Source organism: Aquitalea sp. ASV11 (genome assembly GCF_016429185.1).
In the GTDB taxonomy this organism is placed as follows: Bacteria; Pseudomonadota; Gammaproteobacteria; order Burkholderiales; family Chromobacteriaceae; genus Aquitalea; species Aquitalea pelogenes.
The window spans coordinates 25,978-39,996 of the sequence record NZ_JAELUD010000040.1; the positions used below are offsets into that span (position 1 = coordinate 25,978).

The window sequence follows — 14,019 nt, forward strand, 5'->3', positions numbered from 1 at the left end:
ATGCAGACCCTTCCCCTGGTGATAGCCGCCGATCATCCGGCTTATGCCGGTCACTTTCCCGGCCAGCCGGTCTTGCCCGGCGTGGTGTTGCTGGACCATGCGCAACTGGCCATCGAACAGGCTGCCGGAGTGCAACTGGCCGGGCTGGCCCAGGCCAAGTTCCATCGTCCGGTCGCGCCGGGCGACAGCTTGCAACTGGCCTGGCGACTGGATGCAGCCAGCGTGGCCTTTGTCATCTCGCGTGGTGATGAAAAAGTGGCGGACGGCAAATTTGTGCTGACAGCGGAGCCCGCCGCGTGAGCCAGCAGACCGATGCACCGGCCAGCCCGCAGTGGATGCGGCAGCAGGAGCGCGGCAGCCGCTTCTGGTTGCGCATCATGTCGGCGCTGTCCTGCTGGCTGGGCAGGCCTTGTTCCCGGCTGGTGCTGTACGGTATTGCGATGTATTTCGTGTTGTTCGGGGGCAAGGCGGTACAGGCCTCGCGGCGCTATCTGGCGCGCAGCCTGGGACGCCCGGCGCGCTGGCGCGATGTGTATCGCCATGTGCTGAGTTTTGCCAGCACCATCCACGACCGGGTGTATCTGCTGCGCGACCGCTTTGATGTGTTCGAGATCGACCTGTCCGGTGCCGAAGCCCTGCACCGGCATCAGGAAGGCGGGCAGGGCCTGTTGCTGTTTGGCGCCCATCTGGGCAGCTTCGAAGTGCTGCGCGCCATGGCGCGTTTTCGTCCCGACATGCAGGTGAGCATGGCGATGTATCCGGAAAACGCCCGCCAGATCAACCAGGCCTTGCATGCCATCAACCCGGCACTGGCGCCGGACATCATTCCGCTGGGCACCATGGACGCCATGCTCAAGGTGCATGCCCGGCTGGAAGAGGGCGCGCTGGTGGGCATTCTGGCCGACCGTGCCGCCGGGCCGGACGAATACCTCAGCCGCATGCTGCTGGGCGCACCCGCCCGTTTTCCCAGCGGCCCGCTGCGCATGGCTGCCATGCTCAAGCAGCCGGTGTATTTCATGGCGGGCATTTACCTGGGCGGCAATCGCTACCGGGTGCATTTTGAATTGCTGGAAGACTTTTCTACCGTGGTACGGGCCCGGCGTGAGGCAGCCATGCAGTCGCTGCTGGACAAATACGTCGCGGCACTGGAACGCCATTGCCGGGCCTATCCGTACAACTGGTTCAATTTTTACGATTTTTGGGATGAAAGCTAGACCGATCATGCGTGTATCCATCATCAGCAAGACCCTGGCCGGATTGTTTGTGCTTCTCTCTGCGGGCAGCCTGCATGCCGCCGATTTCTCCCTGAGCGAGCTGATGCAGCAACTGGGGCAAAAGAAGTCCGGCACCGCCACCTTTGTCGAGAAAAAATACATCGCCATGCTCAAGCAGCCGCTGGAGTCCTCTGGCGAACTGGCTTTCACCGCACCGGACCGGCTGGAAAAGCGCACCCTGAAGCCCAAGGCGGAAGCCGTGCTGCTGGAAGGCAACAAGCTGACGCTGGAGCGCAGCGATGGCCGCAAGATGAGCGTGAATCTGTCCGACCGACCGGAAGTGTCGGCCTTTGTAGAAAGCATCCGCGCCACCCTGTCGGGTGACCGCAGCGCGCTGGAGCGCTTTTACACCCCGTCGCTGTCCGGTGGCAGCGACGAATGGCAGCTCAAGCTGACACCGCTGCAAGCACGCATGCAAAAGGTGATCAGCCAGATCCGCATAGCCGGTAGCCGCGCCCAGGTGAAGACCATCGAATTTCTGCAGGCGGATGGCGACCGTTCGGAAATGACCATTACCGGCACCAGCGCCAAATGAAAACCAGATTGTTCAAGCCGGTCATCCTGATCTGGCTGGCGGCCATGCTGGCCTCGGTGCTGGTGATCAGCCAGACCCGTTTTGTCGCCGACCTGTCCGCCTTCATGCCCAAGCTGCCCAGTGCGCGCCAGCAGATGCTGATCGACCAGCTGCGCGACGGTGCCATTGCCCGGCTGGTGCTGGTGGGGATTGAAGGTGCTGACGAGGCCGAACGCGGCCGCCTGTCGTGCCTGCTGGTGGGCAAGCTGTCCGGCAATCCGCGCTTTACCGCGGTGCAGAACGGCGACCGCCAGACCCAGCAGCGCGACCAGCAGTATTTCTTTGACAACCGCTACCTGCTGAGCCCGGCCGTCACCCCACAGCGCTTTACCGCCGCAGGCATGCATGAGGCCATTCAGGACACCCTGCTGGCGATGTCCGGCGATGCCGGGCTGATCGTCAAGAAAATCCTGCCGCGTGACCCGACCGGCGAAACCCTGCAAATCCTCGAGCAGTTCATGGGTGAAAGCCAGCCCAGCACCAGTAACGACATCTGGGTGTCGCGCGACGGCAAACGGGCGGTATTGCTGCTGCAACTGGCCGAGTCCGGCCTGAATACCGACGCCCAGGCGGCGGCGCTGGAGGATGTGAAACAGGCTTTTGCCAGCCTGCCCGCCCGCCATGCCGACACCCGGCTGGTGATGAGTGGCACCAGCGTCATTTCGGTAGCCTCGCGCAACATCATCCAGGGCGAAGTGGAACGGCTGGCCACCCTGGGTACCCTGCTGGTGGTGGCCTTGCTGCTGCTGGTCTACCGCTCGCTGCCGCTATTGCTGCTGGGGCTGATTCCGGTGGTGTCCGGCGCACTGGTGGGCATTGCCAGCGTCAGCCTGGGCTTTGGTCATGTGCATGGCCTGACGCTGGGCTTTGGCACCACGCTGATCGGCGAGGCGGTGGATTACTCCATCTATCTGTTCATCCAGCGTGCCGGAGGCGGTAACCCCTCGCACTTCTGGCGCACCATCCGCCTGGGCGTGCTGACCTCCATCACCGGCTTTGCCGCGCTGATGTGTTCCAGCTTCCCCGGCCTGTCGCAACTGGGCCTGTATTCCATCAGCGGGCTGGTGACGGCCGCGCTGGTGACGCGCTATGTGCTGCCGTTGTTGATGCCGGCACGGCTGAACCTGCGCGACCTGAGCAAGCCCGGCCTGCTGCTGCAAAAAGTACTGGACGGCCTGACCCGGCTGCGCTGGCTGCTGGCGGTAGCCATGCTGGCGGCGGTGGCGGTGCTGGTGCTGCATCATCAGGACATCTGGAACCGCCAGCTCAATGCGCTCAGTTCCACCTCGCCCGCGCAGAACAAGTTGGATGCCGAACTGCGGGCCGATCTGGGCGGCAATGACATGCGCTATGTAGCCAGCTTCAGCGCGCCGGATCAGGAAAGTGCCCTGCAACTGGCCGAGCGCACGCGCCGGGTATTGCAGCAATTGAACCGGCAGAACGTGATTGGCGGCTTCCATACCCCGGACGAACTGCTGCCTAGCATCGCCACCCAGCGTGCGCGGCAGGCTGCCTTGCCGCCAGCGGGAGAGGCCGCACCACGCCTGGCAGCAGCACTGCAAGGCCTGCCGGTGGATGCGTCTCAGCTGCAAGGTTTTGTCAGCGATGTGACGCGTGCGCAGCAGCAAGCATTGCTCAGCCGTGCCAGCCTGCATGGCAGCGCGGCCAGCGTGCTGCTGGACTCCATGCTGATCAAGCGGCCTGGCAGTTATCTGGTGCTGATGCCGCTGCGTCCGGCCAGTGGTGAAAACATCGCGCTGGACAAGGTGCGTGCGGCACTGGCTGCCCAGCAGCTGGGGCAGGTGACGGTGATTGACCTGCTGGAAGAAACCACCGCCATTTTCGATAGCTACACCCACGAAGCCTTGTTGTTCTCCTCGCTGGGCAGTCTGGCCATCCTGCTGCTGTTGGGGGTGAGCTGCGGCTGGCTGCAAGCGGCGCGCGTCACCATTCCGCTGGGCTGTGCGGTGCTGTGTACCGTGGCACTGCTGGATGCCTGTGGCATTCAGCTGACCATTCTGCATCTGGTGGGCCTGCTGCTGGTGGTGGCCATTGGCTCCAATTACGCGCTGTTTTTTGCCAACAAGCAGCAACTGGGCAGCGCGGCCGAGCAGCGCCAGGTGGAAGTGTCGCTGGTGGTGGCCAATCTGGCCACCGTCACCAGCTTTGGCTTGCTGGGCAGCTCCAGCGTGCCGGTGCTGTCCTATATCGGCAGCACGGTGGCCATTGGCGCGCTGCTGGCGCTGGTGTTTGCCGCCATGATGGCAAGGATGACCCCGCGTGCGCTGTCTGACTGATAGCTGGCGCGCCGGACAGCGCGCCGACAGCTTGCTGGTGCTGCTGCCGCCGGCCAAGGCCAGCCTGGAAGACATGCTGGCGCAGGGCATGGTGGCGGCAGTGCGCGCGCGCGGCCTGCCGCTGGACATCGTGCTGGCCGATGTAGGCTACCAGCAGGTGCTGGCCGGTACCGTGGCCCAGAGCCTGCATCAGGCGGTGCTGACGCCGGCCATTGGGCAAGGCTACCGCAGCATCTGGCTGGCCGGAATTTCTCTGGGTGCCTTCAATGCCCTGCACTATGCGGCAGTGTATGCTGAACACCTGAGCGGCATCTTCTTGCTGGCTCCCTATCCCGGTACTGCCGACATCCTGCAGGAAATCCGACAAGCTGGCGGGCCGCAGGCCTGGGCGGATGCTTCGCCCGGTTTGCAGGACGAACGACGCTGGTGGCACTGGCTGGCCCGGCAGCAAGAAACCACGCGCTGCCCGGTGTGGCTGAGCCTGGCCGACGACGACCGTTTTGTTGCCGGACAGCAATTGCTGGCCAGCCTGCTGCCAGCAGCGCAGGTACACCGCATGGCGGGAGATCACAGCTGGCCGGTGTGGCAGCAGCAATGGCAGCACTGGCTGGAACATGGCCCGCTGGCGCAATATGTGCCGGGGCAGAAGGACGAGACATGAACACGCTGGTGTTTTCCCCATTCATCAAGCTGTGCCTGGCGCTGCATTTGCTGGCCGTGTTGCTGCTGTGCTGGCAGCCGGCATGGTGGCCGGGCCTGCTGGCCTTGCTGGTGGGTTTGCACGGGCTGATTGCGCTGCTGGGCCTGCTGCCGCGCAGCACGCTGCTGGGGCCGAACCTGACCCGCTTGCCGCCAGCCGCCATCCGCCGTGGCGAAGTGGCCATCACCATTGATGACGGGCCGGACCCGGCGGTTACCCCGGCGGTGCTGGACATCCTGCGGCGTTATCAGGTGCAAGCCACTTTCTTCTGCATCGGCGAGCGCGCGGCGCGTTATCCGGAGCTGGTGCGTCAGGCGGCGCAAGAAGGCCATGCGGTGGAAAACCATGGCCAGCGGCATCGCAAGCACACATCGTTATTCGGGCTTGCGGGCTGGCGGCGTGAAGTGGGGGAGGGTCAGGCCACCTTGCAGGCCATCACCGGCCGTGCGCCGCAGTTTTTCCGCCCGATTGCCGGTTTGCGCAACCCGCTGCTGGAACCGGTATTGCAGCGCCTGGGGGTGTTTCTTGCGAGCTGGACGCGCCGTGGCTATGATACGCGCGTCCGGGACCCGGCCCTGGTGTACGCCAGACTGACCCGTCAGCTGGCTGCAGGCGATATACTGCTGCTGCACGATGGCAATGCCGCCCGCATGGCAGACGGTACGCCGGTCATCTTGCAGGTGCTGCCGCGCCTGCTGGAAGAATTGTCCCGCCGCCAGCTACAGGCCGTGACGCTGCCACAAGCCTGTTCACCCGCACCGGCTGCGGCCAAGCGCTCAAGCTGAGCCCGTTTTTCAATCCAAGCTGATTCATCGGTTGTCTATGCAAGCTCTCAGACTTAGCGCCTATACCCTCACCACCGCCCTGGGCCGTGGGGTGGAACCACATCTGGCCGCACTGCGCGAACAGCGTGGCGGCATTGTCAAAAAACGCTGGGAAACGGTGGAGTTTGATGTCTGTATCGGTGAAGTGGCCGGTGTGGACGACATCACCCTGCCCGCAGGACTGGCCGCCTACGACTGCCGCAACAACCGCCTGGCCTTGCTTGGCTTGCAGCAGGATGGTTTTGCCGAACAGATCGACGCCGCCAAGGCCCGTCATGGCGCAGGCCGCATCGGCGTGTTTCTGGGGTCCAGCACCTCCGGCATTCTCAATTCCGAGCTGGCCTATCGCGAGCGCGACCCGGCCAGCGGCAGCCTGCCTGACTGGCTGCATTACCGCGAAACCCACAATGCCTATTCGGTGGCGGATTTCGTGCGCAAGCATTTTGCCTTGAGCGGCCCGGCCTGTGTGGTGTCCACCGCCTGTTCTTCCAGCGCCAAGGTGTTTGGCACGGCGCAGCGCATGCTGGCTGCCGGGCTGATCGACGCTGCCATTGTCGGTGGCGTGGACAGCCTGTGCCTGACCACCATTTACGGTTTTTCCTCGCTGCAACTGGTGTCGGGCGAACCCTGTCGCCCGTTTGATGCCGCGCGCGATGGCATTTCGATTGGCGAAGGCGCGGCGTATGTGCTGCTGGAGCGTGCTGATGGCGCAGATGGGGGTGCAGGCGAGGGCGAGATCCTGCTGACTGGCGTAGGTGAAAGCAGCGATGCCTACCATATGTCCTCGCCCCACCCGGAAGGGCTGGGTGCGCGCATGGCCATGCAGCAAGCCTTGCAGATGGCCGGTTTGCAGCCGGACGACATCGGCTACATCAATCTGCACGGCACGGCCACGCCCAGCAACGATGCCGCCGAAGGCGCAGCCGTGCTGACGCTGTTTGGCCAAGGCACGCCGTGCAGCTCCACCAAGGGCCATACCGGCCATACGCTGGGCGCGGCGGGTGGCATCGAAGCCATTTTCTGTGTGCTGGCACTGCGCGACGGCCTGCTGCCTGGCGGCGTTGGCACCAGCACGCTGGATCCGGCCCTGCCGGTCAATTACCTGCTGCACAATCAGCAACAGCCCTTGCAGCATGTACTGAACAATTCTTTCGGTTTTGGCGGCAGTAATTGCAGTCTGGTTTTTTCGCGGGTGACGGCATGAGCACAGCAACAATCTATCTGGATGGCCTGAGCGTACTGGGCCCGGGCATGGCGGACTGGAACGCCGCCGCGGCCTGTCTGCGCGGCGAGCAGCCATTTGCCGTGGCAGACGTCTGCCTGCCACCGGTCACCGCCTTGCCTGCTACCGAACGGCGACGCGTGGGCGCTGCCGTCAAGCTGGCCATGGCTACCGGCTTTGCCGCCGTCGAAGCAGCCGGGGCCGATGCAGCCATGCTGGCCAATGTGTTCTGCTCCACCGGTGGCGACTGCGACAACTGTCACAACCTGCTGGATGTACTGGCCTCCGACCAGCGGCTGGTCTCCCCCACCCGTTTTCACAACTCGGTACACAATGCCCCGGCCGGTTACTGGGGCATTGCCACCGGCTGCACCGCGGCTTCCACCAGCCTGTGCGCTTACGATGCCACCTTCGCCGCCGGTTTGCTGGAAACGGTAACCCAGGTGCAGGCCAGTGGTGACAGCGGCCTGTTGGTGGCGTTTGATACCGCCTATCCGCAACCCCTGTATGCACAGCGTCCCATTCCTTACCCGATGGGTGTGGGCATGGTATTGAGTGCGCGCCGTAGCGATCGCAGCAGCGCCGCCTTGCAGCTGTCGCTGTGCAATGAAGCTGCCAGCACCATGGCCGATGCCGCGCTGGAACAGCTGCGGCAAACCATTCCGGCTGCGCGCAGCCTGCCCTTGCTGCAATTGCTGGCACAGGGTGGCGCAGGGCGGGTGGTGCTGGATTATCTGGATGACTGCCGTCTGGCCGTCACGGTGCAAGCATGATGGACCGCAAGGCCATTGCCGCACGCATTCCGCACCAGGGCAGCATGTGTCTGCTGGACAGTGTGGAGCGCTGGGATGCGGAACAGATCGTCTGCCAGACCCGCAGCCATCTGCTGGCGGACAACCCCTTGCGCGCAGCCGGACGGCTGGGCGTGGCCAATGCCATCGAATATGCCGCCCAGGCCATGGCACTGCATGGCAGCTTGCTGGCTGGCGATGCCGCCCCGCCGCGCGCCGGTTATCTCACCAGCGTGCGCGAAGCCAGCTGGCACTGCCAGCGGCTGGATGATCTGGACGGTGTCTTGCAAGTGCAGGCCGAACGTCTGTCCGGCAACGAGATTACCGCCATGTACCGTTTTGCCGTGTCATCCGGCGGGCGTCTGCTGGCCAGTGGCCGGCTGGGCGTGGTGCTCAATGCTGCCGCCCTGGCCCCGCTTTCCACTTCTTCCCGGGAGTCGTCATGAAACGCGCCCTCATCACCGGTGGCAGTGGTGCCATCGGTGCCGCCATCTGCCAGCGTCTGGCGGTAGATGGTTTTCACGTCATCATTCACGCCAACAGCAATCTGGCAGCGGCAGAAGCACTGGGCCAGTCGCTGCGCGAGCAGGGCTACAGTGCCGAGGCAGTACAGTTTGACGTGGCGGATGCCGCAGCCAGCGCGGCAGTGCTGGAGCGTATTCTGGAACAAGGCCCGGTCCAGGTGCTGGTGAACAATGCCGGCATCCACGACGACGCGGTGTTTCCCGGCATGCAGCCGGCGCAGTGGCACCGGGTGATCGACGTTTCGCTGCACGGTTTTTTCAATGTCACCCAGCCATTGACCATGCCGATGATACGCACCCGCTGGGGGCGCATCATCAATATCACCTCGGTGGCGGGTCTTGCCGGCAATCGCGGTCAGACCAACTACGCGGCGGCCAAGAGTGCGCTGCATGGGGCCACCCGCTCGCTGTCGCTGGAGCTGGCCAGCCGTGGCATCACCGTCAATGCGGTGGCGCCGGGCATCATTGCCTCGGACATGAGCAAGGACGTGTTCGACAAGGAAATGGTGGCCCAGCTGGTGCCGATGAAGCGGGTAGGGCAGCCAGAGGAAGTGGCCAGCCTGGTGGCGTTTCTGGCGTCGGAACAGGCGGCTTATATCAGCGGCCAGGTGATTTCCATCAACGGCGGCATGCTGTAAGGCTGTGCAGGCAGGCTGACCGGCTTTATGCCTTGTCAGCCTCCAACTGGGCGACCAGTTGCGCACGCGGTGCGTAAGCCAGCGCGATTTCCAGCTTGGCCACGTCGGCATCTGCCACTTTCACCTGGGCATTCACCTGCACCAGCAAAGGTGCCACCTGACGGCACTGGATGAAGAAATCCACTGCACAGTCCGGCTGTACCGGCTGTTTGAACCAGCAGTTGCGTACTGCGGCCAGCACGCCGATCGAATCTTCCGGCAGGGTTTTCACATAAGGGTCGCCCGCCAGCAGGCCGGCACCGGCAAACTGCGCCATGGATTCGATCAGCATCACCCCCGGCACCAGCGGCAGGCCGGGGAAGTGACCTGCTATCACCGCATTGTCACGCGGCCAGCGCGCCGTGCCATGAAACTGGTGCGGCCCTTCAATACACAGCTGCTCGCACACGAAAATGGCACCGCGGTGCGGCAGGATGGCGGCAATGTCCTCCCGCGCCAGCAGCATGGGGTAGTGATAGTCAGCACTCATGCCGCATACCGCCTGGCCACCAGCGAGACATTGCTGCCACCGAAGGCAAAAGAGTTGGACATGATGGCATTCACCGTGCAGCCGTGACGGGCATGCAGCGGGATGAAATCCAGATCGCACCGCGGGTCCGGCGTTTCCAGCGTGGCGGTGGGTGGCAGGGAGCCGCTGTTCATCGCCATCACTGCCAGGGCGAATTCCAGAATGCCGCTGGCACCGATCAGGTGGCCGTGCATGGACTTGGTGGAACTGATGGCAAGCGCGCTATCTTCACGGCCACCGAACACCGTGCGGATGGACTCGGTTTCCACCACATCGCCGGTTTGCGTCGCCGTACCATGGGCATTCAGGTACTGGATGTCGCTGGCTTGCAGCCCGGCATCGGCCAGCGCCTGTTGCATCGCATACACCTGTTCGTCGCTGGAAGGCGCAGTCAGATGGGCCGCATCGCTGCTGCAACCATAGCCGCACACTTCGCCCAGCGCGGCCTGTTGTCGCGTACTGGCATGGGCGGCACTTTCCAGCACCATGGCCGCCGCGCCTTCACCCAGCACAAAGCCGCTGCGGTCCAGCGAAAACGGGCGGCAACTGCGCGCCGGGTCGGCGGCATGGGGTTTGGCCATCACCCGCAAGGCATTCCAGGCCAGGATGGAACCCGGTGTCAGCATGGCTTCGCAGCCTACTACCACCGCAGCATCCAGATAGCCGTCACGAATGGCGCGGAAGGCCTCGCCAATGGCGGCGGCGGAGGAGGCGCAGGCAATGGAATAGGTATTGCTGGGGCCCTTGAAACCATGGCTCATGGAAATGGCCGCGGCTGCGGCGTTGGCCATCATCCTGGGTACGGACAGCGGGTGCACCATGGCCGGATTGCGCTTGCCATTGCTGTTGACTGCCGCCTGGAAGCGATCGTACAGCCCGTCCAGCGTGTGGGCACCGCCAAAGCCGATACCGACGAATACGCCTACACGGCGGCTGTTTTCCGGCTGGGCCGGAAAGCTGGCCTGTTGCAGCGCTTCGCCTGCGGCAACCAGGGCAAACTGGCTGGCACGGTCCAACCCGGCATGTTTGCTGTCCAGCAGGGGCAGCGGTTCGCTGGCCGCCGGGGCCAGCAGGATGTCGGGCAGCCATTTGGCAATACTGGCCGGCGCGCTGCCAATGGCGCAGTGGCCTTCCAGCGCACGGGCAAAACTGGTGGGAAGGTCTGCCCCCAGCGGGCTGATGGCTCCCATGCCGGTAATCAGGACCTGTGCCACTTATTGCCCCGCTTCCAGGCTCAGGTCGGGCATTTCGCCGTCATTGTGGGCGCGGATGGCGGCTTCGATATCGGCCAGCATTTCGGCAAAACCCATTTTCGGGTAGCGGGTGGGGTCGGGCAATTGAAAACCGCAGCGATCTTCGATTTCAAACAGCATCTCGACCATATCGAGCGAATCCAGGCCCAGGGCAGACATTTGCAGGTTCGGATCATCAAACAATGCAGCGTCTTTGCCTTTGGTATTGATCAGATAGTTTTTGATGATTTCTTCTAGCATAAGCATTCAATCCCGAGCGTTGCATGCAGCAAGGAGGCAAGATTATATAGTAAAATCATGACCCCGGTTTGACTTGGCTCGGCTTGCCTGCGGGTGATTTCAAGCATGTCCTATCCATCTGCATTGAATACCCGGTTGTATTACTGTCCGGTATGTTGCACTTTCCCGACCCATCCTGGCCGGTTGAAATGGCTGCCGGGTATGGCCAATTCGCTCGCGCTTTAAATGCGGCGGGCAGTCAACGAGAAGTGAAGTGAAATAATGTGGTATCGCTGTGTGCGCTTGGGCCAGATCCTGCTGTTTTATCTGATGTTGTGCTGGCTGGGGTCAATGTTGTTATTGGGCAATCTGGCGGTGCTGCCGTTGCTGCTGACACCGCGCGCCTTGCGTGAACCGCTGGTGCAGCGCGCCATCAGCCTGATTTGCCGCTGTTTTCTGGCCGGTGCCGAGGCCAGTGGCCTGATGCAGCTGGATTTGCGCGCGCTGGACCGGCTGGGCAGCTGTCGGCGTACCGTGCTGATTGCCAATCATCCCAGCATGATCGACGCATTTCTCATTTTTTCCCGCCTGCCGCATGTGGTGTGCCTGATGAAGGCCAGCATCAGTTCCAATCTGTTTCTGGGGGCGGGGGCTTATCTGGCGGGTTTTATTTCAAACCGTCATCCGGAGTTGATGTTTCGTGCCGCCATTCACGCCGTACGTGATGGCAAGGTATTGATGATATTTCCGGAAGGCACGCGTACCACGCGCCAGCCGGTGAATGAGATGGGTGAAGCAGTCGCGCTGATTGCCAAAAGAGCACAAGCTCCATTACAAACCATTCTGATTAGCACTAATTCGCCTTATTTGAGCAAAGGCTGGAAAATATGGCGACCTCCGGAGTTTCCCTTGATATATCGGGCAATTCCGGGTGAGCATTTCGAAGCATCAGCCAGTCGTGATGAAATGACGCAGCGTATTCAGGACTATTACCTGCGCACGCTAGAGCGCTCGATTGACCCGCAACTGCATTTGTAAAACAGCGGCCGGTTTTCCACGCGGGATTGACCATGCCGACTGTCATCGGCTAATGTCCTTTCCCGTTTCCACAGCATCGCCGCATTGCGGTGTCCAATCATTTTCTGCCTGCCATGCCTACACCTTCTTCCACCCATGTGGTTCTGATTCCCAGTTATAACCCCGGCCCCAAGGTATATGACACGGTGCGCGCTGCGCGTCAGCAATGGTCGCCGGTGTGGGTGATCGTGGATGGTAGCGACGATGGCTCGGCCGAAGGCTTGCAGCGCATGGCTGCTGAAGACCACGGCCTGCAGGTGTTCGTGCTGCCGCAAAACAGTGGCAAGGGGGCCGCCGTGCTGCATGGGCTGGATCAGGCCAGCCGGCAGGGATTCACCCATGTGCTGTGCATGGATTCGGACGGCCAGCACCCGGTGGCGCAGATTCCCTTATTCATGGCCACCTCGCAACAACAGCCGCAAGCCATGGTACTGGGCGTGCCGGTTTTCGATGCCAGTGCGCCCAGCCTGCGGGTGAAGGGGCGCAAGATTTCCAACTGGTGGGCCAATCTGGAAACCCTGTGGATGGGAATAGGCGATTCGCTGTTCGGTTTTCGCGTGTATCCGGTGGCGCCCTTGCGCCGCATCATGCAGCGCCAGCGCTGGATGCGCCGTTTTGACTTCGACCCGGAAGCCGTGGTGCGCCTGTGCTGGGCCGGGGTTCCGCCGCTTAACCTGCCATCGCCGGTCAAGTACTTTCAGGCTGACGAGGGCGGAGTGTCCCATTTCAATTACTGGCGCGATAACCGCCTGCTGACCTGGATGCACATCCGGCTGATGTTCGGTTTTGCACTGCGCCTGCCGCTGTTGTTGTACCGGCGTGCCGTGCAGCCGCGCTAAACGGCAGCAATTCTCTGAAAACCGGTTGATTTCATGTCTGCACCCGTCATGATTTTCCATCTGCTGCTGGAGCAGCTGGCGCGTCATCCGCTGCCGCGTATTCCGGAAGCGGCGGCGGTGATGGAGGACCCGCAGCAGGTGGCAGCCTTTGCCGACAGTGGCAAGGATCAGGGCATTCTCAACTATATCTACCTGTTTCATGCCTTGATGTCGGCACCGCTGATAGCGCCGGGCGATGTGGTGCTGGACCTGGCCTGTGGCCCGGCCAACCAGCTGTTGCGCCATGCCCGCCTGCATCCGGATGCGCATTTTGTCGGCATGGATGCTTCGATGCGCATGCTGGAGCTGGCAGAGCAGAACCTGCGCGAGGCTGGTGTGCACAATGTCAGCCTGCAACAGGGCGACATGACCCGGCTGGATGGCATGGCTGCTGCCAGCACGGACGTGGTGCTGTGCTCCATGTCGCTGCATCATCTGATGGACAACACGGCCTTGCAGCATTGCATGCAGCAGATTGCGCGCATCCTGCGCCCGCAGGGAGGCGTATATCTGGCTGATTTTGGCCGCCTCAAGCGCCGTGCCACGCAGCGCTTCTTTGCTTACGACCGCATGGACTTGCAGTCGCCTGCCTTCACGGCTGATTTTCTGAATTCCCTGCAAGCTGCGTTCAGCCTGACAGAGTTGCAGCAGGCAGCTGCCATGCTGGCCAATGCTCCGGCCTGTTTCCACACGGCGCTCGCCCCTTTCATGGTGGTGCTGCGCAGTGCGCCACGCCGCGTGGTCGACCCCGGCCTGCAACAGCGTGTGCAGCTTGCTTATCAGCAACTGGAGCCGGGGGAGCGCCGCGACCTGCACAATCTGCTGCGCTGGTTCCATCCGGGTGGCCTGCGGCTGCCGGACGGCCTGGTGCTTACAGACGGGTAATGACGCTGTCGGCCGGCAGGCGCGACTTGGGCAGGGTGGCGTTGAAGTCGCTGTCGCTGCGATAGCCCAGTGCCACGATCACGGCGCTGGTGAAACCCTTGGCGCGCAGGCCCAGTTCTTCATCCAGCACTTTCTGGTCGAATCCTTCGATCGGGCAGGCATCAATCTGCATGGCGGCCGCCCCCAGCAACAGGGTGCCCACCGCCAGGTAAACCTGTTTTTCCATCCAGTGGTGTGCATCACGCAACTCGAAACGGTGCATGTTGACGAAGTGCGAACGGCCACGGTGCTGGCC

The 14,019-nt window shown here is 62.8% G+C and carries 17 protein-coding genes; 13 read left to right on the top strand and 4 right to left on the bottom strand.

Annotation, left to right across the window (positions count from 1 at the left end; all coding sequences use genetic code 11):
* Genes JHD62_RS13455 through fabG form a run of 10 tightly spaced genes read left to right on the top strand, consistent with a single transcriptional unit; the run spans position 1 to position 8,844 of the window.
* Positions 1-300 carry a 3-hydroxyacyl-ACP dehydratase FabZ family protein gene (locus JHD62_RS13455; protein WP_199103323.1) on the top strand — a complete coding sequence of 100 codons (300 nt, stop codon included), beginning with the start codon at positions 1-3 and terminating at the stop codon, positions 298-300.
* Positions 297-1,214, top strand: coding sequence for an acyl-CoA synthetase (locus JHD62_RS13460; RefSeq protein WP_052694117.1), 918 nt, complete (start codon positions 297-299; stop codon positions 1,212-1,214). The genes JHD62_RS13455 and JHD62_RS13460 overlap by 4 nt, the downstream gene beginning before the upstream one ends.
* On the top strand, positions 1,204-1,809 hold the full coding sequence (locus JHD62_RS13465) for a LolA-related protein (RefSeq protein WP_199103324.1): 606 nt from the start codon (positions 1,204-1,206) through the stop codon (positions 1,807-1,809). Before JHD62_RS13460 ends, JHD62_RS13465 begins: the two co-directional genes overlap by 11 nt.
* A complete protein-coding gene (locus JHD62_RS13470; RefSeq protein ID WP_199103325.1) occupies positions 1,806-4,145 on the top strand; it encodes an MMPL family transporter in 2,340 nt (779 codons plus the stop codon). The genes JHD62_RS13465 and JHD62_RS13470 overlap by 4 nt, the downstream gene beginning before the upstream one ends.
* A complete protein-coding gene (locus tag JHD62_RS13475) occupies positions 4,129-4,806 on the top strand; it encodes an alpha/beta hydrolase-fold protein (RefSeq protein ID WP_199103326.1) in 678 nt (225 codons plus the stop codon). The genes JHD62_RS13470 and JHD62_RS13475 overlap by 17 nt, the downstream gene beginning before the upstream one ends.
* Positions 4,803-5,630 carry a polysaccharide deacetylase family protein gene (locus JHD62_RS13480; RefSeq protein ID WP_199103327.1) on the top strand — a complete coding sequence of 276 codons (828 nt, stop codon included), beginning with the start codon at positions 4,803-4,805 and terminating at the stop codon, positions 5,628-5,630. Before JHD62_RS13475 ends, JHD62_RS13480 begins: the two co-directional genes overlap by 4 nt.
* Positions 5,631-5,667: 37 nt before the next feature.
* The gene (locus tag JHD62_RS13485) at positions 5,668-6,873 is read left to right on the top strand and encodes a beta-ketoacyl-[acyl-carrier-protein] synthase family protein (protein WP_199103328.1); all 1,206 of its coding nucleotides are present in this window, start codon (positions 5,668-5,670) and stop codon (positions 6,871-6,873) included.
* Positions 6,870-7,664 (top strand): beta-ketoacyl synthase chain length factor, encoded by a 795-nt coding sequence (locus tag JHD62_RS13490; protein ID WP_199103329.1) that lies wholly within the window; start codon positions 6,870-6,872, stop codon positions 7,662-7,664. The genes JHD62_RS13485 and JHD62_RS13490 overlap by 4 nt, the downstream gene beginning before the upstream one ends.
* A complete protein-coding gene (locus JHD62_RS13495; RefSeq protein WP_199103330.1) occupies positions 7,661-8,128 on the top strand; it encodes a 3-hydroxylacyl-ACP dehydratase in 468 nt (155 codons plus the stop codon). Before JHD62_RS13490 ends, JHD62_RS13495 begins: the two co-directional genes overlap by 4 nt.
* A complete protein-coding gene (gene fabG / locus JHD62_RS13500; protein WP_199103331.1) occupies positions 8,125-8,844 on the top strand; it encodes a 3-oxoacyl-ACP reductase FabG in 720 nt (239 codons plus the stop codon). The genes JHD62_RS13495 and fabG overlap by 4 nt, the downstream gene beginning before the upstream one ends.
* Positions 8,845-8,869: 25 nt before the next feature.
* Here the strand turns inward: fabG and JHD62_RS13505 are convergent, their stop codons facing one another.
* Genes JHD62_RS13505 through JHD62_RS13515 form a run of 3 tightly spaced genes read right to left on the bottom strand, consistent with a single transcriptional unit; the run spans position 8,870 to position 10,905 of the window.
* On the bottom strand, positions 8,870-9,373 hold the full coding sequence (locus JHD62_RS13505) for a 3-hydroxyacyl-ACP dehydratase FabZ family protein (RefSeq protein ID WP_045847450.1): 504 nt from the start codon (positions 9,371-9,373) through the stop codon (positions 8,870-8,872).
* Positions 9,370-10,626 (bottom strand): beta-ketoacyl-[acyl-carrier-protein] synthase family protein, encoded by a 1,257-nt coding sequence (locus tag JHD62_RS13510; RefSeq protein ID WP_199103332.1) that lies wholly within the window; start codon positions 10,624-10,626, stop codon positions 9,370-9,372. The genes JHD62_RS13505 and JHD62_RS13510 overlap by 4 nt, the downstream gene beginning before the upstream one ends.
* Positions 10,627-10,905, bottom strand: coding sequence for an acyl carrier protein (locus JHD62_RS13515; protein WP_199103333.1), 279 nt, complete (start codon positions 10,903-10,905; stop codon positions 10,627-10,629). It lies immediately after the preceding gene.
* A 261-nt stretch (positions 10,906-11,166) separates the two neighbouring features.
* On the opposite strand from JHD62_RS13515, the gene JHD62_RS13520 reads away from it, so the two are divergent.
* The 3 genes from JHD62_RS13520 (at position 11,167) to JHD62_RS13530 (ending at position 13,724) form a co-directional block, all read left to right on the top strand.
* Positions 11,167-11,922 carry a 1-acyl-sn-glycerol-3-phosphate acyltransferase gene (locus JHD62_RS13520; protein ID WP_199103334.1) on the top strand — a complete coding sequence of 252 codons (756 nt, stop codon included), beginning with the start codon at positions 11,167-11,169 and terminating at the stop codon, positions 11,920-11,922.
* Between the two features lie 113 nt (positions 11,923-12,035).
* Complete coding sequence (locus JHD62_RS13525) at positions 12,036-12,800, top strand: glycosyltransferase family 2 protein (RefSeq protein ID WP_199103335.1); 765 nt, start codon at positions 12,036-12,038, stop codon at positions 12,798-12,800.
* 33 nt (positions 12,801-12,833) lie between these two features.
* Positions 12,834-13,724 (top strand): class I SAM-dependent methyltransferase, encoded by an 891-nt coding sequence (locus tag JHD62_RS13530; protein WP_199103336.1) that lies wholly within the window; start codon positions 12,834-12,836, stop codon positions 13,722-13,724.
* On the opposite strand, the gene JHD62_RS13535 is transcribed toward JHD62_RS13530, so the two are convergent.
* Positions 13,711-14,019, bottom strand: a 309-nt coding sequence (locus tag JHD62_RS13535; protein WP_199103337.1) for a nitroreductase family protein, incomplete at its 5' end; no start/stop codon positions are given. The genes JHD62_RS13530 and JHD62_RS13535 overlap by 14 nt on opposite strands.